Raw genomic sequence first — 18237 nt, 5'->3', positions numbered from 1 at the left:
AAAACTCGCCTCGATTTTACATGGCCCCTAGGATCCGCTTTTACCTCCCCCGCCCTCAGCCAGGCCCTTAGCCCCTGCAGTAAGCCCATCACCCGGGTGTCCACCAGAAGGCTCAGGCCCAGGGCGTGCAGGTAGATAGGGAGGCGGTAGATGGGGTAGAGAGAGACTTCCTTCCCCAGCGCCTCCGCTACCCAGCGTTGCAGCTTGAGCCCCGTCCACAAGCCGCCTTCAGGCGGGAGGCCTTGGCGGTAGATGAGGGCCTGCAGAACCCTCTCCCGTTCTTCTGGGGTCAGCTTTGGCGGTTGTCGTGCCTCCTATCCGGGAGGGCCTCGAGGCCCTCCCGGTTGTAGCGGGCCACGGTGGCGCAAACCCAGCGGGAGGTATGGAGGGCGATGGCGGCCACCTCCTGGGCGGTGAGGCCCTGCTTGGCGTGGTACGCCGCCAGAGCCTTCTTGATCCGTTGCTGGAGCTGGGGGAGGGTCAGGTGATCAACGACGGTCATGGGGGTAAAAAGGGTATCACCTACCACGCCACCCAGGCCTGGGCCCAGGATCTCTTTCCCGAGCCCCCGCCTTCCCACCAGTCCCTGGTCTGGTTTGCCCACCGCTACCTGGACGAGGCCATGCTGGAGGCCCTACTGCAAAAGCTCCGGGCGAGACCTGAGGAAAGGCTTTCCCGGGAGGATGAGGCGGGCCCTTTCGCCTAAGGGACACCACGGGGCTTCCCTACCGAAGCAAGGACCGCCTCCCCCGGTGGCGCAGGGGACAGGAGGCGCGGCGGGTGCGAGGGCATGGGAGGCTCTGGGCCCTTGCCCGATGGTGGAGGGGGCTAAGGCTTCTGGTTCTGGAGGGGGTTTGGGTGGGGCCAGGGTATGCCTCGGACCCCCGGCTTGGGCCGAGGGTTGCGGCGGTTTGGTCGGGAGGGTGGGGTGCTTTTGGGGGACGCGGGATTTGACGGGGAGGAGGTTTGGCGGGTGGTGAAGGGGCTTGGGGTGCGGCCCCTGATCCGGTTGCGGGAGAAGGGGGAGGTCCGGGATGCAGTGCGGCGTTGGGCGGCTTTCCACTGGGAGGATGCGCTGTATCGGTTTCGTGGAGTGGTGGAGGGGGTGTTTGGGGGGATGAAGAGCCGGTGGGCCGGGGGCTACTTGATGGAGCGCAAGCCCTCTTCGGCGATGAAGCGGATCTTCCTGGAGGCCATCGCCTATGACCTCCGGATCCTCCTTACCCTCACCCCTGTTCCCAAGGGGTTCAAGCCAATTTACTAGGCAAGCCCAGGGGGCCTGAGCCCGGACAGAAACATGTGAGACTCAACATGTGAGACTCTAGAGACCCGGGATGGGATAAAAAGGAGGGGGACCGACTCCGAAAGGAGGTCCCCCAAGCGCAGCTTGCCACAGTTAAGTGCCAACCCCTTATCATCTCAACATGGCGGCCCCACTTCGGATCCAGCTGACCCCTGAGGAGGACCGGCTCCTCCTGGAGCTCTCCCTGGACCCAAGGACCCACAAGAAGACCCGCCTGTGGGCCATGATGGTCCGCCTGGCGGCCGAGGGCTGGACCGCCCCAAAGATCGCCCAGCACTTCCACAAGGACCGCACCACGGTCTACCTCGTCCTCCGGCGCTTCGTGAGGGAGGGTCTCCAGGGCCTCGCCTACCGCAAACCCCCGGGAGCTCCCAGGAAGTTCACCCCCGAGATGGCCGCCTTCGTGGAGGAAAGGCTGGCCGAGGATAGGGTCTGGACCGCCCCGCAGCTTGCGGCAGCCCTAGCCGAGCGCTTCGGGGTCCGCCTGGCCCCCAAGGTGGTGGCCCGGCACCTGAGGGCCATGGGGTACGTGTGGCGACGGACGCGGTACGTGCCTCCGGGAAAGCCCACGGAGGAAGAGGTGAAGGCTTTCGCGGAGGAGGAAGAGGAAGCAAAAAGGGGGCGGAGGAGGGGGTGATGGAGGTGGGGTACCTGGATGAGAGCGGGTTTTCCCTGACCCTTCCCCCTACCTACGCCTGGGGTCGGAGGGGGGAGGCCAAGGGGGTGCCCCGGGCCTGGGGTTCCCGGGGGCGGGTGAACGTGGTGGGGCACTTGGTGCGGGGACGGGAGGGGGAGCGGCTTTTCTTTGCCCTTTTGGAGGGGCCGGTGCGGTGGGAGGTGGTGCGGGGGTATCTGGACCGGGTGGCCGAAGGTTTAGCCAAGCCCCTGAAGGTGTTCATGGACAACGCGCCCTTCCACCGGTCCCGGGAGGTGGAGGGGAGGAAGGAGGCGTGGCGGGAGCGGGGGCTTATGGTGGCCTACCTGCCGCGGTACAGCCCGCATCTGAACCCCATGGAGAGCGTCTGGCGGCGGGTGAAGGGGTTCCTGATGCCAAGGCGGCACTACGGGAGCGTGGAGGAGCTTAAGGAGGCGGTGGCGCAGGCCCTGAAAGCCCTGGGGGGTGTGGAGTTGAAAATCTTGGGGGAGGGTACTTAGCAAAGAGGTCATAAGAGGGGCCAAGCTCGCCTTCCAGCTCGCCGAGGCTCAAGCCGGCGACCCCAAAGTCAAGGAACGCCTGCGCAAGCTCAAGCAGGTGGAGACCCTACGCCGCCACGGGGTGGACTGGGAAGAGGTCCAGGACCTGGTGGGCCTCAGCCGGGCCACCTACCACCGTTGGAAGAGGAGGCTCAAGGAAGAGGGGCTCAAGGGTTTGGTCCCCAGGTCCAGGCGCCCCAAACGCTTGCGGCGGAAGCGACACTGGACTCCTGAGCTTCTCCTGAAGGTGGAGGCTTTGAGGAAGGAGGGCTTTGGGGTGACTCAAAACTTGCACTTATCCATCCCTCTCAACCCTATGCAACCGGGGCACTTGAAAAGGGCTGCGGGTTTCCCGTCTGATGACGGGTGCCATGCCCACAGGTCGTGTAAGGATTTATGTGTAAGGGTCCGTGTTTAATAGGGGGGCACACCTTAGCACGAGGAGGTGCCCCGTGGACCAGGATACCTTGCGAATCTTGCTGAGGGAAGCGGTTGTATTCGGCCAGCACATTTGAGACAGCTTGGGGAACCGACCCCTCCCGTATCTTAGCCAAGAACTCCAGGGGGGCAAGGCCACCCAGGGCCATGTGGGGTCTCCTGCGGTTGTAGTAGTCCAGGTAGGCATTAAGCTCCACCTGTAGCTCGCTAACCCTCGTGGGCAAAGGTCGGGTGTAAAACTCATCCCTAAAAGTCCGTTGCAGCCGCTCCACGTGCCCGTTAAGCCTAGGACTCCGGGGAGGCAGCACAAAAAGAGCGATGCCCAGGCCTTGGCACGCCATCTCAAACTCCGCCATGAACTCGCTACCCCCATCCACCTGCACCGCTCGGATGGGGAAAGGCGCCTGGGCCACCAGTCGGGATAGAAACTCCCCTGCCAGCCTCGCCGTGGCCCGGCTATGCACCTCCCCCAGGGCATACCGGGTAAACAGGTCCACCGCCGAAAAGTGCCGCACCACCTCCCCAGGCCCCAGGCTCACCATAAGGGTGTCCACCTGGATGAGGTCCCCAGGGGCTTGCGGTTGATATCCCCGGGGCTTCCTGTGGGCGTAGGGTCTCCTTGGCCTTCCCCTTCCCTTTCCCCTTCCCCTCCTGGCCAAAAAACTGGCCACGCTCTCCACCCGTCCGCTCCCCTCCAGGTAAGCCAGGATACGCCCCACCGTGCGTTCGCTCACCGAAAAACCCTCCTTCCGGAGGGTCAGCCAGATGGGCCACCGCCCCCAGGTGGGGTTCGCCCTCCGGAGAACCTCTACCCTGACCAGGAGCTCAGGTTTCCACTGCACCTTTCCCCGTGTACGCTTGGGGCGGCGGGACTTGGGCTTTAGTCCGGCTAGGCCCCTCTCCCTCAAGGCCCTTTCCCAGCGGTAGTAGGTGGCCCGGCTGATCCCCAAAAGCTCCTGGATCTCGGGCCAGCCCACCCGGTATTTCCTGAGCGCCTCCACCTGTTTGAGCTTCCGTAAGCGGTCCTGAACCGTGGGATCGCCGGCCCCGGCCTCTTGGAGTTCCCGGGCCTTCCGCGCTCCCCGCAAAACCTCTTTGCCAACCGTGGTAAGCTGCATTCGTGGGGACCCCCTCTCTTCTGGAGTGGTCCCCACATTTTTACTCGTCCAGTCTCACATGTGTCTGGCCGGGTTCAGCGGTGCGGGAGACGGTGGCCGAGGTTTTGCAGACGGTTCTGGAGTTGGACCGGACGGCCTTCTTGCAGGTGCACGGAGGCCGCAGGAACGGCTACTACCCCCGCAAGCTGGAGACCGCCTTTGGCTAGGTGGACCTGAAGGTCCCTAGGGATCGGGAATCTCGGTATTACCCGGCTTTCCTTAAGCCCTACGTCCGCCGCCTGGTGGACGTGGGGGAAGTGGCGGTAGCCCTTTACGCCGCCGGGGTCAGTCAGCGCAAGGCGGCCGAGATACTGAGCCTGCTCTTAGGCCACCGCTACTCCCACGAGACCCTGAGCGCCCTGACGGACGAGGTCCTGGAGGCGGCAGGAGCCTTCCGCACCCGGCTTTTGCCCGAGGAGATGGCCTTCGTCTACCTGGACGGGCTTTCCCTAAAGGTCTTCAGGGAAGGAGAAGGGATCGTACGGGAAAGCGTGTATGTGGCCCTGGGCATCGCCCCTAATGGGGAGAGGCGGGTCCTGGGGTTCTGGCTTTTGCCCACGGAGAGCGCCCTGGGATGGGAGGGGGTCCTGGGGGAGCTTTGGCAGCGGGGCCTGCGGCGGGTGTTGCTCTTTGTCACCGACGGGCTGCCCGGGCTTCCCGAAGCGATCCGCAGGGTCTACCCTCAGGCGGAGTGGCAGCGGTGCGTGGTGCACGGGGTGCGGTGGAGCCTGTCCCAGGTGCGCTCCCGGGACCGGGGCCTGCTGGCGGAGGACCTGAGGCGGGTGTACGGGGCGGAGAGCCGGGAAGAAGCTCTTGGGGCCTTGGAGGAGGTGAAGGCCGCCTGGGGTTCGCGGTACCCGGGGGTGGTGGGGCTTTGGGTACAGGATTCGGGGGCCTTCCTGCGGTTCTACGGGTACCCCAAGGTGCTTTGGCCGTACCTGCGGAGCACCAACCTGATGGAGCGGTTTATCCGGGAGCTACGGCGGGGGACGAAGGTGCGGGACCACAAGTTTCCTAAGGAAGAGGCGGTGTACAAGCTTCTTTACCTGGAGTCGGAGAGGCAGGAAGGGAGGTGGGCAGAACGGAAACTAAAGGGGTTCTCGGAGGTGAAGGAGGTGCTGGAGAAGATGCTTCAGGAGCGGTATGCCCCCCGTACACAGACTCTTACACATAACAGGGCTTTACCCAAAACTCCTTCCTCGCCCTCCCTTAGCCTGCTTCAAGAGTTCTTGGGTGACTTCATAGTTGAGCAGGCGAACCAGGCCCCTCAGGAGCAGGTACGGACCATCCCTCTCGCTGGGCAGCCCCAGCTTGCCCCCGAGCTGCAAAAGAAACCCCTTGAACGGATCCCCCAACCGCTCAACTTCCCAAAGGAACACCGCCAGCCCCAGCAAAACCGCCACCACCTTCCGGATCCGGGCAAGCCCCCGCACCTGGAAGGTCTCAAGCCCCAGCCCCGTCTTCAAAAGCCGGAAGAACCGCTCCACCTCCCACCGCCTGCGGTACGCCTCCACCACCTGCGCCGCCTCCTCCCTCCCCCTCACCGGCAAGCTGGTCAGTAGCCACCACTCCCCACGCCGCCCCAGGGCTGGCACCCGGCAGACCACCAGGTGGAGCCGCCTCCCCTCCACCTCCACCTCCCTCCATCCGAAGTGGAGCCGCACCCGCTGGTACCTGCCCCCTACCCTCAGCTCCACCTCCTCCCCACAGGGAAGGGCCAGGGAAGAAGCCACCTTCGCCAGAGAACCCCCCTCCCCAAGCTTCCGGTCCCGGTAGACCCGCACCACGAACTCCTCCCCCAGGGCCAGCACCTGCCCAAACACCTTCCGGTCGTCAAACCCCCGGTCCGCCACATACACCAGCCTCCTGCCCACGCCCCCCAATCGCTCCCGGGCCGCCTCAATGGCTCCCTCCACCTCCTTGGGCAGGCTGGCAAACCCCCTCTCCCCGTAGGCCACCAGGTGGGCGTACCCCAGGGCCAGCCGCCCCGCGGGGTCCAACCCCAGGGCGGTGAGGAGCTCGTACCCGGGCCGCCTATCCTTCCCCACCCGGGCTATCCCCTCCAGGGCCCGGGCATAGGGCTTGGCCACCGGGCTCAGGTCCAGGAGGACCAGAACCTCCTCACCCTCCAGGGCAGTCGCGCTCTCCTGATAGACCCGGTCAAGGAGGGCTTCTGCCTCCACCCGTGGGTTGGACAGGAAGCGGTAAAGGGCTTTGGCCTGGTGGAAGCGGTTCTGGAGGGGAGAAGGGAGCGAGGCCACCATCTCGCTCACCCGGGCTGAGCCTGCGGCCAAGGCGCCCCGCACCACCTCTTCAAACCGTCGGTGGAGGCGCTTATCGGGGGAAAACGCTCGCAAAACGGCCCGTGAACTCCTGGAGCCTGGCCTCGGCCACCTTGAGCATGTCCATGGATCACCCCCGGTACCAGATACGGGCTGCGCCCGCAAGGGGAGATTTACCACGAAACGGAGATGTGGGTAAAGTCCTGCTGTTTATTTGCACTTGACAAATGATGCCTTTGTGAGAAAATGAGGGATTTCATGCCTACCCCAAAATAGCCTTCTTCAGCCACCCCCCAAGCCGCTTCCACCAGGGCCCAAACCGGGCCTCGTACGAGCGGGCGGCCTCCTCGGGGCCAAGGTCCGCCCCCAGTTCCTGGGCCAGGAAGTAGCGGTGGTCCATCACCCATAGGTAGAGGTCGGCCTCGGTGCGGCCGGGAAATTCCCGCAGCAAGCCCAGGCGGCGGATGGCCTCTGCCGTGAGCCGGTAAAGGTCTGCCAGGATTCCCTCGGTGTGGATCGGTCCATAGTTATGGAAGCGCTCCCACCCCCTCACTCAGGTTAACCCCTCCCGATCAAGAGAAGGTAAGAAACACCCGCAGGTCCAGGTGCGGCTTGCCATGAACCCACCCCCCGGGGTTAGATAAGGCCATGAGTTTATCCCTGCGCGCCCGCGTGGAAAGCGAACTGGAAAGGTTAAAGCAGGAGGGGCTGTACATCCGCCCCAAGGTCCTCGAGGCTCCCCAGGAGCCCGTGACCCGGGTGGAGGGGCGGGAGGTGGTGAACCTGGCCTCCAACAACTACCTGGGTTTCGCCAACCACCCCTACCTGAAGGAGAAAGCCCGCCAGTACCTGGAACGGTGGGGGGCGGGAAGCGGGGCCGTGCGCACCATCGCCGGCACCTTTACCTACCACCTGGAGCTGGAAGAAGCCCTGGCCCGCTTCAAGGGCACGGAAAGCGCCTTGGTCCTGCAATCGGGTTTCACCGCCAACCAGGGGGTGCTGGGAGCCCTGCTCCAGGAGGGGGACCTGGTCTTTTCCGACGAGCTCAACCACGCCAGCATCATCGACGGCCTCCGCCTCACCAAGGCCACCCGTTTGGTCTTTCGCCACGCCGACGTGGCCCACCTGGAGGAACTCCTGAAGGCCCACGACACCGAAGGCCTCAAACTCATCGTCACCGACGGGGTCTTCTCCATGGACGGGGACATCGCCCCCTTGGACCGCATCGTGCCCTTGGCCAAGAAGTACGGGGCGGTGGTCTACGTGGACGATGCTCACGGAAGCGGCGTCCTGGGGGAAAAGGGCAAGGGCACGGTGCACCACTTTGGCTTCCACCAGGACCCCGACGTGATCCAGGTGGCCACCCTCTCCAAGGCCTGGGCGGTGGTGGGGGGATATGCCGCCGGGGCGTTAGAGCTCAAGGACCTCCTCATCAACAAGGCCCGGCCCTTCCTCTTCTCCACCAGCCACCCCCCGGCGGTGGTGGGGGCTTTGCTGGGTGCCTTAGAGCTCATCGAGAAGGAGCCCGAGCGGGTGGAAAGGCTTTGGGAAAACACCCGCTACTTCAAGCAGGAGCTTGCCCGCATGGGCTACGACACCCTAGGAAGCCAGACCCCCATCACCCCGGTACTCTTCGGGGAGGCCCCCTTGGCCTTTGAAGCGAGCCGCCTCCTCCTGGAAGAAGGGGTCTTCGCTGTGGGCATTGGCTTTCCCACGGTGCCCAGGGGGAAGGCCCGGATCCGCAACATCGTCACCGCCGCCCACACCAAGGAGATGCTGGACAAGGCCCTCGAGGCCTACGAGAAAGTCGGCCGTAAGCTTGGGGTGATCCGCTAGGCCGCTTCCCGAAGGACCCACCTGGTGGCTTCCTTGCCCTCCCGTACCCTGGGCCGCATCCTCACCCCTCCCTCCTTGGTGAGCTTCATGGTTTCCCTGGCGGAGGCCCCCAAGGGGGGGAGGATCCTCGAGCCCGCCTCAGCCCACGCCCCCTTCCTGCGGGCCTTCCGAGAGGCGCACGGCTCAGGCTACCGCTTCCATGCGGTAGAGGTGGACCCCCTGGCCTTGGACCCGCCCCCCTGGGCCGAAAGCCACCTGGCGGACTTCCTCCTCTGGGAGCCCCACGAGACCTTCCACCTCATCCTGGGGAATCCTCCCTACGGGGCCCTGGGGGCGGGAGCCCGGCTGGACCCAAAGCGGCGGAGGCTTTACCGAAGTCGCTTCGCCACCTGGCACGGGCGCTACAACCTCTACGGGGCCTTCCTGGAGAAGGGGGTGAGGCTCTTAGCCCCTTCGGGGATGCTGGTCTATGTGATCCCCGCGGGGTGGATGGTCCTTTCGGAGTTCCATAAGCTCAGGGCCTTCCTGGCCCGGGAGGGGGAGACGGAGGTCTACTACCTGGGCCGGGCCTTCCCCGGGGTCAAGGTGGTGGCCGCGGTGGTCCGGTTCAGGAAGGGGGGAAGGGGCTTAAAGCTCTACGATGCGGAAGGCCCCCTCTTCCATAGCCCCGTCCTCCTTCTGGAAGACCCCGCCTGGCAGGGGGAGATGATCCGCTTCCCCGACCCCAAGGCCCTGGAGATGGAGAGCAAGGGGGTGCCCCTGGGGGCGCTTTTCCTCCCCCACTTCGCCGCCCGGAGCCCGGAGATCCGATCCCACCCCCTCACCCGCACCGCCCCGGGTCCCGGCCTGGTGCCCATCCTCACGGGAAGGAACCTGAAGCCGGGGGAGATCGACTACGAGGCCCCCTACTCCGGCCTCTACTTCCCCAAGGAGGCCGCAGGGCTCCTCAAGCCCTTCTACGCCACCCCTCACCTGGTGGTGGGGAACACCCGCCACTACCGGGTGGTGGCCGCCTGGGATAAGAGGACTTATCCCTGGCGGGAGGAGTTCCACCTCCTGCCCAAGGCAGGGGTGAGGGTGGACCCGGAAGGCCTGGTGTCTTACCTGAATGGCCTCGAGGTCCAGGCCTACTACCGGGGGCTTTACCGGGAGGTGGTGCCCCATCTCACCCGGGAGATGCTCTTGCGGATTCCAGTGCCCAGGGATTTGGCCTTGAACCAGGTCCCCTTTGCCGCTAGCGCCCGGTGAAGTAAACGCGAAGGACAAGCCCCACGGCAAAGAGGAGGCCCAAGGCCACAAAGAGCTCTGGGCGCTTGGGAGGGTCCTTCAGGCCTTTGTAGAACCACCCTCCCGGCTCGAGGCCCCCCAGGTAGTGAAGCCCCGCCGCCAGAAGGAGACCGTAAAGGAGGTGCAGGCCATCCTTGGGCCTGAGGCCCGCCAGGAAAAGGGCAAACCCCAGGGCCACCTGAAGGATGGCCACCCAGGCCGTGCCCCTCAGGAATCGGTAAAACCCCCCAGAAAGGGGCCGCCAAAAGCCCCATAGCCCCACCAAGGCCAGAACCAGCACCGCCACCAGCAGGTAAAACCCCAGAAGGAAGTGGAGCAAAACCAAGGCGGGCACGGCAGGCATCATATAACCCAGGAAAGGCGGGGACAAGGCGCATAATCGGTAATGAAAACAAACATCTTGGATCCGGCGCATCCGCCCAAGGCCCATCCTTAAGGGAAAACTTGGGGGCTCTAACCTATGGTATACTAAGGGGGTGAGCTACGACGCTTCCGCCATTAAGGTACTCAAAGGCCTAGAGGGGGTACGCCACCGCCCCGCCATGTACATCGGGGGCACGGGGGTGGAGGGGTACCATCACCTCTTCAAGGAAATCCTGGACAACGCCGTGGACGAGGCCCTGGCGGGCTACGCCACGGAGATCGTCACCACCCTCAATCCCGATGGCTCCCTCACCGTGGAGGACAACGGCCGGGGCATCCCCGTGGACCTGATGCCCGAGGAGGGCAAGCCCGCGGTGGAGGTGATCTACACCACCCTGCACTCCGGCGGCAAGTTTGACAGCAGCGCCTACAAGGTCTCAGGGGGCCTCCACGGGGTAGGGGCCAGCGTGGTGAACGCCCTTTCCGAGTGGACGGTGGTGGAGGTGTTCCGGGAGGGAAAGCACCACCGGATCGCCTTCAGCCGGGGCGAGGTCACCGAACCCCTTGCCCTGGTGGGGCCCGCTCCCAAGGGCAAGACCGGCACCCGGGTTACCTTCAAGCCCGATCCCCTCATCTTCGGGAACCAGGCCTTTGACCCCAGCAAGATCAGGGCCCGCCTGCGGGAGGTGAGCTACCTGGTGGCGGGGCTCAAGCTGGTCTTCAAGGACCTCATCCACGGGCGGGAGGACGTCTACCTGGACAAAGGGGGGGTGGCCTCCTTCGCCAAGGCCCTGGCGGAAGGGGAGGAGCTTCTTTACGAAAAGCCCTTCCTCCTCAAGGGGCAGGAGGGGGAGGTGGAGGTGGAGGTGGGCCTCATCCACACCAAGGGGTACAACGCCGAGATCCTCACCTACGCCAACATGATCCCCACCCGGGACGGCGGTACCCACCTCACCGCCTTTAAGAGCGCCTACAGCCGGGCCCTGAACCAGTACGCCAAGAAGGCGGGCCTAAACAAGGAAAAAGGCCCCCAGCCCACCGGGGACGACCTGCTGGAGGGGCTTTATGCCGTGGTGAGCGTAAAGCTACCCCAACCCCAGTTTGAGGGCCAGACCAAGGGAAAGCTTTTAAACCCCGAGGCGGGGAGCGCCGTAAGCCAGGTGGTCTACGAGAAGTTTTTGGAGATCCTCGAGGAGAACCCCCGCATCGCCAAGACCATCTACGAGAAGGCCCTGCGGGCCGCCCAAGCCCGGGAGGCTGCCCGGAAGGCCCGGGAGCTGGTGCGAAGGCAAAACCCCCTGGAGTCCGACGACCTTCCCGGGAAGCTGGCCGACTGCCAGACGGAAAACCCGGAGGAAGCGGAGCTTTTCATCGTGGAGGGGGATTCGGCCGGGGGAAGCGCCAAGCAGGGCCGCGACCGGCGCTTCCAGGCCATCCTGCCCCTTAGGGGCAAGATCCTCAACGTGGAAAAGGCGGGGCTTTCCAAGGCCCTGAAAAACGCCGAGGTGCGGGCCATGGTGGCGGCCATCGGGGTGGGGATCGGGGGTACGGGCGACGAAGCCCACTTTGACCTCGAGGGCCTCCGCTACCACAAGATCATCATCATGACCGACGCCGACGTGGACGGAAGCCACATCCGCACCCTCCTCCTCACCTTCTTCTACCGCTACATGCGGCCCCTGATTGAAAGGGGGCACGTGTACATCGCCCAGCCGCCCCTTTACCGCCTGCAGGTGGGGAAAAAGGTGGAGTACCTCTACTCCGACGAGGAGCTTGCCGCCCGCCTGAAGGAGCTAGAGGGGAAAAGCTACGAGGTGCAGCGCTTTAAGGGTCTCGGGGAGATGAACCCCGAGCAGCTTTGGGAAACCACCATGAACCCGGAGAAGCGGGTTTTGAAGAAGGTGGAGCTCCAGGACGCCCTCGAGGCCAGCGAGCTCTTCGAGAAGCTCATGGGACAGGAAGTAGCCCCCAGGAGGGAGTTCATCGAGGAGCACGCCCGCTACGCGGAAATTGACATCTAATACCACCCCATGCAGGCCCAAGCCTGCATGGGGGCCCTGGTAGGGAGTCCCTGTGAAGTTTTTTGGGAACCTGGAAGCGCAGGAACCAAAAGTAAAGGGTATAAGCCCGTACCCCGGTTTCCTCCCCCCGGCCCCGAGGGGGCCAAGGGGAGCGGGCTCGGCCCCTGGAGGAGTGGAAGGCAGGGCACCAAAAAACCCGCCGCCCGCGGGCGGCTTCCCTTGCTCTGACTCCTTCAGTATACCACGGGTTTCCGGTATGTAAAGTGGTATGCGATAAACCCCGTCCCCAAAAGGGGTTTGACGGGGGTTAGGCGAACTAAAGGAACTCAATCCAAATTAGATCCCGAAGAGCCCCGGGGCCTTCTCCCCAGAGCATCCTTGGGGTTTCCGGAAGGGAAAAGGAGGCACCCCATGGCCCGGTACCTGGGGTGGCCCAAAAGCCCTTGGCGGCAAAGCCAAGGGAGAACCTAGGGCAGGACCTCGAGGCCGAATTCGTCCTCTGGTGCCCGCTATACTCCCGCCCGGGTGGGTCTATGAGGAAAACGAGAGGCAAAGGCGGGCCCAGGCAGAAGCCGAGGCGGCCAGGCAAGCCCTAGAGGCCCAGGGCATCCCCATCGCCTTGGCCAAGGCCGGGGACGTCTCCCCCCTCCTGGCCCATCCCGGGACCTGCCGGGCCACCCTCTCCCGGGGCTTTCCCCCTGGCTCAGGCCGAGCGCTTCGGCCTGCCCGTGATCCACGTGATCGCCCACTGAGCTCCCGCCTCCTGCGCTTGTTTCTCATCCTGGCCCCGTATACTCGGTCTGGTGCTGGGCCGGTATGTCCTCAAGGAGGTCCTGATCCCCTACCTGGTGGGGGTCCTGCTTTTCGCGGCCCTCCTCACCTTTGACCTCCTCTCCAGCCTCTCCGGGGTGCTCCTAAGCCGGGGAGCCGGCGTGGAGGCCATCCTAAAGCTCATCCTCTACCGCCTGCCCTGGACCCTGAGCCTGGCCCTTCCCCTGGGCCTGGTCTTCGCCATCTTGGTGGGTCTTGCCCGCCTCATCCGCCAATCGGAGCTGAAGGCCGCTTACGCCGCAGGCGTACCCCCCTGGGCCCTTTTGAAACCCCTGGCGCTTCTGGCCCTTCTGGTTAGCCTCTTCAACCTCCTCAACCTGGCCGAGCTTCGCCCCCGGGCCCTCGAGGCCTACGACCAGCACCTGGCCCGGCTCCTCTACGGGGAAGGAGGCCTAAGCGGGGTGTTGCGCAAGCAGCTTTACGCCGCGGAGGGCCTTGGGGTCTACTACGCGGAGGAGGTGCGGCCCGAGGTGGGGCAAAACCGCCTCTACGGCATCCGGGTGGTGGACGAAAGGAGCCGGATCTACAGCGGCCAGGAAGGAGTCTGGGACAAGGAGGGGTGGCACTTCCGGGGGTACGTCCTTGAGGGGGGAAAACCCAAGCCCTTTGCCGGCACCCTTCCCTTCCCCACCCAGTTCCGCCCCAAGGAAAGCCTGGGCTCCCGCGATCCCTACGACTCCACCACCCTGCGGGAGCTTTGGGAAAGGAGCCGGGTGGAGCCCAGCGCCCGCTTCGCCCTGTACCGCCGGCTTTCGGATGCCCTCGGGGGCTTCTTCCTGGGCTTGGTGGCAGCCGCCTTGGGGCTTTCCTTCCGGGAGGCTGCCTGGGCCTTCCTCAGCATCGTCCTCCTCATCTTCGGCTACTACGTGCTCTGGACCCTGAGCGCCCAGCTGGCCCGCTACGACGTGAACCCCCTCCTGGCCTTCCTCCCCAACGCCTTCTTTGCCGCCTTGGCCCTTTACCTCACCTGGAGGCTTAGATGAAGACCCTGGACCGCTACCTCCTGCGCGAGGTCCTGGCCCACTTCAGCCTGGGGCTTGCGGTCATCGTCCTCCTCTTCCTGGCCGGGGCGGTCTACGAGGTCCTGGCCCCTTTGGTGGCCAAGGGCGCGGATCCCTACACCCTTCTCCTCTACCTCTTCTACCGCACCCCCGAGGCCCTGGTGCGGGGGGCTCCCGTGGCCTACCTCTTCGCTCTACTCTTCCTCCTCTCCCGCCTGGGCGAGGACTCGGAGCTCAAGGCCCTCCTGGCCCTGGGGATAAGGCGGGAACGCGTGCTTTTACCCCTTTTGGGCCTCGGGGCTCTCCTGGCCCTTTTGGGCTTCCTTTTGGGGGAAAGCCTGGTGCCCAAAGCCCTGGCCCAGGGGCAGGACCTCCTTCGCAGACAGGTGCTGGAACGGCCCAGGGCCCTTCTCACCCCGGGCACCACCTTCCAGGACGCCAGGGGCAGGGTGGTCTACGTGGGGGAGGTGGCCCGGGACAGGATCGGAAAGCTTAGAATCCTTTCGCAGGAGGAGGTGGTCCTGGCGGAGGAGGGGAGGTTCCAAGGAGGGGTCTTGCAGGTGGAAAAGGGCTTGAGGGTCACCTACGAGGGGGATAGGCCCAGGACCCTGACCCGCTTTCAAGAGGGGGAGCTGGTCCTCAGGGACCTCACCTTTGAGCCCTGGCAGAACCCGGCCAACCGCATGACCCTAAAGGAGCTCAAGGAGGAGGTGGAAAGGCTGAGGAAAAGCGGGGTGAAGGCGGGCCTCGAGGCCACCACCTACTACCGCCGCTACGCCGAGCCGGCGGCCAGCCTGGTCTTCGCCCTCTTCGCCACGGGACTGGCCTTCTACCTCCTCGGGGGGTCCCGGAGCCTGGGGCTTGTGGGGGTGGCGGTCCTCACCTTCTTCTACTACGCCACCTGGAGCGTGGGGCGGATCATGGGGGAGCAAAACGCCCTGGATCCCATCCTGGCCGCCTGGGGGCCCAACCTGTTCTACGGGATCCTGGGCCTCCTCCTCTTCCTGGGAGGGCGGAGGTGAGCCGGCCCTGGCCTGGAGCTATCCGAAAAGCCACTTTTGGGCTGGCCGCGGTCCTGCTCCTCTTCTCCCTGGCCCTGGCCCAGGAGAAGGTGTTGAGGATCCTGGAGGCGGAAAAGCTGGAGCTAAGGCAGGAAGGAGGGGAGGAGGTCTACGTGCTCACGGGGAACCCCGTGCGCCTGGAGCGGGATGGGGAGGCCATCGAGGCGGGAAGGGCCACCTACTTTCGCACCCGTAAGCTCCTTTTCCTCTCGGAAGGGGTGCGCTACCGGGACCGGGAGGGAAGGCTTGTGGAGGCGGAGGAACTTCAGATAGACCTCTCCGACGAAAGCTTTGACGCCCTCGAGGTGCGCATCGAGGCCAAGGACCTCCTGCTCACCGGCCCCCTTTGCCAGCGGGTGGCAGGGGCCATCCTCCTGGAAAACGGCTACGCCACCCCTTGCGCCTCGTGCGGCCAGGAGGTACCCGACTACGCCTTCCGCGCCCGGGAGATCGTCCTGTACCCAGGGGACCGGGTGGTGGCCCGGGGGGTGGTGGTGCTGGTGCAGGAGAAACCGGTTCTGGAGCTTCCCGTCCTCCTCCTCTTCCTCTCCGAGCGCCGGCCCCGGTTCGAGGTGGGCCAGGACGAAGGGGGCTTTTACCTGAAGGCCGCTTTGCCCTACGTGGCCGACTCCGGCCTGGGATTCACCCTCCTCTCCTACTACCAAGGCCGGGGCTACGGCTTCGGCTTTGACCACTACGGCACCGGGGAGGCCAAGGAGCGCTACTTTTTCCTCCACACTCCCCCGGACACCTTCCAGTACCGGGGGGAGTACGCCCTAAAGCGGCAGGAGTTTTCCCTCAGCGCCCTGGTGGAGCGGGACGATACCCGGGAAAAACTGACCCGCTTCCGCCTCGAGGCCCTCTCCCCCGGCACCCCCACGCCCCAGGACTGGCGCTACACCCTGAGGGTGGAGGGGTTTTGGGACCACGACCCCGCCACCCCACCCCCCCGCACCCTCCAGCGCCTGCCCGAGGTGGAGGCCCAAAGCCCCGTGTTCCGGGAAGGTCCTTTTAGCCTGCAGGCAGGCTTCGTCCTGGGCCGCTACCTGGCGGAAACCAACCCCCTAAACCGCTCCGCCCGGGCCCTCGGGCCCTATGCCGAGGCGGGAAGAGCCCTCCTTGCCCACAGCGAAAGCCTTTCCCTCTCCCCCTGGCCCGGGGCCACCTTCCGGGCCGAGAACCGCTTCCGGGGGTTTTACTACACCACACAAAACCCCGATGGGGAGCGCGAGCGGCAGGTGGACTGGACCACCTCGGCCAGCCTGCGGCAAAGCCTGGGGGGATTCAGCGTGGAGGTGGGCTATGCCCGAAGCGTCCAGGAGGGGGAAACCCCCTTTCGCTTTGACGCCCTACCCCAAAGGCGAAGCCACCAGGCCACCTTGGCCCTGGGTTTCCAGGAAAGACCCCTTTCCTTGAGCCTGAAGGCGGGCAGGAACCTGGAGGAGGAAAGGTACCTCCCCCTGGAGGCCCAGGTCCTCCTGCAGGACCAGGGCTACAGCCTCACGGTGGGGCACAAGCGGGGCCTCGAGGGGGAAGGCCCCTTGGAAACCCGCCTCGAGGCGGGCTTCACCCCCTATCCCTTCTCCCTCAAAGCTAGCCTCCGCTTCGACCACCCGAAGGCCCTCTTTGACCCCCTCCTCCTGCAAGCAGGCTATGCCCTTCCCGGAGGAAGCCTCAACCTCACCCACCGTCACGACCTGAACGGCAAGGGAGCCCTCACCACCGACCTCACCTATGCCCTGCGGGAGGGAGTTACAGCCTACACCCTGCAAGGCCGGCGGGACTGGGAGGTGGACACCCTGGCCCTGCAAGGCCAGGCCATCCTCGGTCCGGAAAGCCTCTCCTTGCGGACCACCCTGGATCCCAAGGCCCTGGGCTACGCCCTGGGCTACCGCTTTGGGGCCGTTCCGGGACCCCTATTGGACCTGGAGCTTTCCGGACGGTACCAGGAGGGCTTCCGGGCCACCAACCTGCGCCTGGGCTTGACCCAGGCCCTCCCCGAGGTGGGCTTCCGCCTAAACGCCAACCTGCACCTGCCCGAGGTGGAGGATAAGGACATCTACCTCAAGGACGCCACCTTCAGCGGCGGCATGGAGCTTTGGAAGCCCGTGCCCGCGGACGAGGCGGGGGAAGGAGCCATCCCCGGGCTTTCCCTCTCGGGAAGCCTCACCTACACCCGAAGGCCGCAAACCCCCGAGGGCTACGGCCTGGCCTTACGCAGCTTCGGACCCACCCTCACCTTCCTGGGCAGGGAAAACACCAAGCTCCACCTGGCGGCCCTTCTCACGCAAAACCTTCCCGGAGAACCCTTAAAACCCCGCTTCATCCTGGTCCTGGACCGGTGTTGCTGGGCCATGCGCTTTACCCTGGATGCGGCCAAGGGGAGCGTGGGCCTGGCCTTCCTCTACGGGGGACAGGCGGCAGGGCTTCTCCTTTCCGAGGAGGGGGTAAAGCTGGGAGGTGGCCGGTGAAAAAGCTTTGGCCCCTATCCCTAGCCCTCTTGGCCCTTGCCTTAAGCGCCTGCACGGGAAGCCAGGAGCCTCCCCTGCCCGCCCTGGTGGCCATGGGAGGGGAGGGGGAGGTGCGCTTCTTCCGGGCCCGGGATCTCCAGGGAGGCACGCCAAACCCCGTGGGCACCTGGACCACCCCAAGCCTTCAGGACCTGGCCCATAGCCAAACCTTCGGGCGGCTCTACCTCCTTTTCCCTGACCGCCTCGAGGCCTACTCCACCCAAGGCTTCTCGGAAACCACAGTCCCCCAGCCTTCCCCCACGCAGGCGACCTTCCCGAACGACGTGGACTGCACCGGGGGCTACCTGCGCCTGGGGCAGAATAAGCTCCTGGTCCACTGCCCTGGGACGCAAAAGGCCTTCCTCTTCGGGCTTCCCGACCCCGGAACCCCGGAGGAGGCAGACCTCACGGGCTTAGACCCCGCCTCCCGCCTCGCCCTCCTGCCCCAGGAAGGCCTGGACCTTCTGGCCTACCTGGCCCCGGGGGCCCTGGGCTTCCGCCCGGCCGAGGCACCGGGCGCCACCCCTAGGCTGGAAAAGCCCCTGAACCCGCCCCTCCAGACCCCCTGGGACCTGAGGGCAGACGGCCAGGGGCGGCTTTTGGGCCTCGGGACTACCCCTACCGAGGTCCGCCTCTACACCCTCCAGGGGGAGGAGGTCCCAAGCCGCAAGGTTCTGGCGGATTTTCCCCGGCCTAGCCGCCTGGCCCTGGATCCCGTGGGGGGAGGGGTGGCCTATGGGCAAGGATTCCAGGTGCTCTTTCCCCGGGAGTCCCCCGTGCAGCGGCAGTTCCACACCTATACAGCCGGGCTCGTGGGCCAGGATGGCTACCTTTACCTGGTCCAGGGGCAGGCCCTGGAGGTCTACGATCTGGTACCCTCCCCGCCCCTTTTCCTGCGGAGCCTGAACCTGGGCTTCAGTCCCACCACCTTGGCCTTCATCCCGGTAGAATGA

At 65.4% G+C, this 18237-nt stretch carries 12 protein-coding genes and 5 pseudogenes; 12 read left to right on the top strand and 5 right to left on the bottom strand.

The window, feature by feature from the left end; all coding sequences use genetic code 11:
• Window positions 1–289: 289 nt before the first annotated feature.
• Window positions 290–502 carry a helix-turn-helix domain-containing protein gene (locus MI302_RS01775; protein ID WP_015717267.1) on the bottom strand — a complete coding sequence of 71 codons (213 nt, stop codon included), beginning with the start codon at window positions 500–502 and terminating at the stop codon, window positions 290–292.
• On the opposite strand from MI302_RS01775, the gene MI302_RS01770 reads away from it, so the two are divergent.
• From MI302_RS01770 to MI302_RS12235, 4 genes and pseudogenes are all read left to right on the top strand, one after another.
• Window positions 485–706, top strand: coding sequence for a hypothetical protein (locus MI302_RS01770; protein WP_015717266.1), 222 nt, complete (start codon window positions 485–487; stop codon window positions 704–706). The genes MI302_RS01775 and MI302_RS01770 overlap by 18 nt on opposite strands.
• Window positions 694–1264, top strand: a pseudogene (locus tag MI302_RS01765) (transposase); the annotation flags it as partial. The gene MI302_RS01770 and the pseudogene MI302_RS01765, both read left to right, overlap by 13 nt.
• 160 nt (window positions 1265–1424) lie before the next feature.
• Window positions 1425–2458, top strand: a protein-coding gene (locus MI302_RS01760) for an IS630-like element ISTth6 family transposase (RefSeq protein ID WP_239725401.1) whose coding sequence is annotated in 2 segments (ribosomal slippage) — window positions 1425–1914 and window positions 1914–2458 — 1035 coding nt in all. Because the reading frame shifts where the segments join, the coding sequence is not laid out codon by codon here.
• A gap of 10 nt (window positions 2459–2468) precedes the next feature.
• Window positions 2469–2765: pseudogene (locus tag MI302_RS12235) on the top strand (helix-turn-helix domain-containing protein); the annotation flags it as partial.
• Between the two features lie 226 nt (window positions 2766–2991).
• On the opposite strand, the pseudogene MI302_RS01750 reads toward MI302_RS12235, so the two are convergent.
• Window positions 2992–4053 (bottom strand): annotated as a pseudogene (locus MI302_RS01750) (integrase core domain-containing protein); the annotation flags it as partial.
• A 20-nt stretch (window positions 4054–4073) separates the two neighbouring features.
• On the opposite strand from MI302_RS01750, the pseudogene MI302_RS01745 reads away from it, so the two are divergent.
• Window positions 4074–5267: pseudogene (locus MI302_RS01745) on the top strand (IS256-like element ISTth4 family transposase); the annotation flags it as partial.
• A 6-nt stretch (window positions 5268–5273) separates the two neighbouring features.
• Here MI302_RS01745 and MI302_RS01740 read toward each other — a convergent pair.
• Complete coding sequence (locus MI302_RS01740) at window positions 5274–6398, bottom strand: transposase (protein ID WP_008632315.1); 1125 nt, start codon at window positions 6396–6398, stop codon at window positions 5274–5276.
• 238 nt (window positions 6399–6636) lie between these two features.
• Window positions 6637–6867 (bottom strand): annotated as a pseudogene (locus MI302_RS01735) (transcriptional regulator); the annotation flags it as partial.
• Between the two features lie 155 nt (window positions 6868–7022).
• Between MI302_RS01735 and MI302_RS01730 the strand changes: the two are divergent.
• Both MI302_RS01730 and MI302_RS01725 read left to right on the top strand, forming a co-directional pair.
• Window positions 7023–8210 (top strand): glycine C-acetyltransferase, encoded by a 1188-nt coding sequence (locus tag MI302_RS01730; protein WP_015718133.1) that lies wholly within the window; start codon window positions 7023–7025, stop codon window positions 8208–8210.
• Window positions 8211–8297: 87 nt separating this feature from the next.
• Window positions 8298–9458 carry a TaqI-like C-terminal specificity domain-containing protein gene (locus tag MI302_RS01725; RefSeq protein WP_051909135.1) on the top strand — a complete coding sequence of 387 codons (1161 nt, stop codon included), beginning with the start codon at window positions 8298–8300 and terminating at the stop codon, window positions 9456–9458.
• Here the strand turns inward: MI302_RS01725 and MI302_RS01720 are convergent.
• Window positions 9445–9843 carry a hypothetical protein gene (locus MI302_RS01720; RefSeq protein WP_239726037.1) on the bottom strand — a complete coding sequence of 133 codons (399 nt, stop codon included), beginning with the start codon at window positions 9841–9843 and terminating at the stop codon, window positions 9445–9447. The two genes, MI302_RS01725 and MI302_RS01720, sit on opposite strands and share 14 nt — an antisense overlap.
• Before the next feature lie 130 nt (window positions 9844–9973).
• Here MI302_RS01720 and MI302_RS01715 point away from each other — a divergent pair, with 130 nt between their 5' ends.
• The 5 genes from MI302_RS01715 to MI302_RS01695 all read left to right on the top strand — a co-directional run bounded on the left by MI302_RS01715 (window position 9974) and on the right by MI302_RS01695 (window position 18237).
• Window positions 9974–11881 carry a DNA topoisomerase subunit B gene (locus MI302_RS01715; RefSeq protein WP_038031542.1) on the top strand — a complete coding sequence of 636 codons (1908 nt, stop codon included), beginning with the start codon at window positions 9974–9976 and terminating at the stop codon, window positions 11879–11881.
• Window positions 11882–12684: 803 nt separating this feature from the next.
• Window positions 12685–13695 carry an LptF/LptG family permease gene (locus tag MI302_RS01710; protein WP_239726036.1) on the top strand — a complete coding sequence of 337 codons (1011 nt, stop codon included), beginning with the start codon at window positions 12685–12687 and terminating at the stop codon, window positions 13693–13695.
• Complete coding sequence (locus MI302_RS01705) at window positions 13692–14735, top strand: LptF/LptG family permease (protein WP_015718142.1); 1044 nt, start codon at window positions 13692–13694, stop codon at window positions 14733–14735. The genes MI302_RS01710 and MI302_RS01705 overlap by 4 nt, the downstream gene beginning before the upstream one ends.
• Window positions 14732–17245 (top strand): LPS-assembly protein LptD, encoded by a 2514-nt coding sequence (locus MI302_RS01700; RefSeq protein WP_370687356.1) that lies wholly within the window; start codon window positions 14732–14734, stop codon window positions 17243–17245. The genes MI302_RS01705 and MI302_RS01700 overlap by 4 nt, the downstream gene beginning before the upstream one ends.
• On the top strand, window positions 17242–18237 hold the full coding sequence (locus tag MI302_RS01695) for a hypothetical protein (RefSeq protein WP_239726035.1): 996 nt from the start codon (window positions 17242–17244) through the stop codon (window positions 18235–18237). Before MI302_RS01700 ends, MI302_RS01695 begins: the two co-directional genes overlap by 4 nt.

The sequence above is a fragment of the Thermus sp. NEB1569 genome (assembly GCF_022385295.1).
Classification (GTDB): Bacteria; Deinococcota; Deinococci; order Deinococcales; family Thermaceae; genus Thermus; species Thermus scotoductus.
The sequence above is the reverse complement of the archived record's forward strand: the minus strand, read 5'-3'. Positions and strand labels throughout refer to the sequence as shown.

Coding starts and splice junctions, on each gene's coding strand:
- MI302_RS01775 (WP_015717267.1), bottom strand. CDS start 502: ATGACCGTCGTTGATCACCTGACCCTCCCCCAGCTCCAGCAACGGATC.
- MI302_RS01730 (WP_015718133.1), top strand. CDS start 7,023: ATGAGTTTATCCCTGCGCGCCCGCGTGGAAAGCGAACTGGAAAGGTTA.
- MI302_RS01725 (WP_051909135.1), top strand. CDS start 8,298: ATGGTTTCCCTGGCGGAGGCCCCCAAGGGGGGGAGGATCCTCGAGCCC.
- MI302_RS01720 (WP_239726037.1), bottom strand. CDS start 9,843: ATGATGCCTGCCGTGCCCGCCTTGGTTTTGCTCCACTTCCTTCTGGGG.
- MI302_RS01705 (WP_015718142.1), top strand. CDS start 13,692: ATGAAGACCCTGGACCGCTACCTCCTGCGCGAGGTCCTGGCCCACTTC.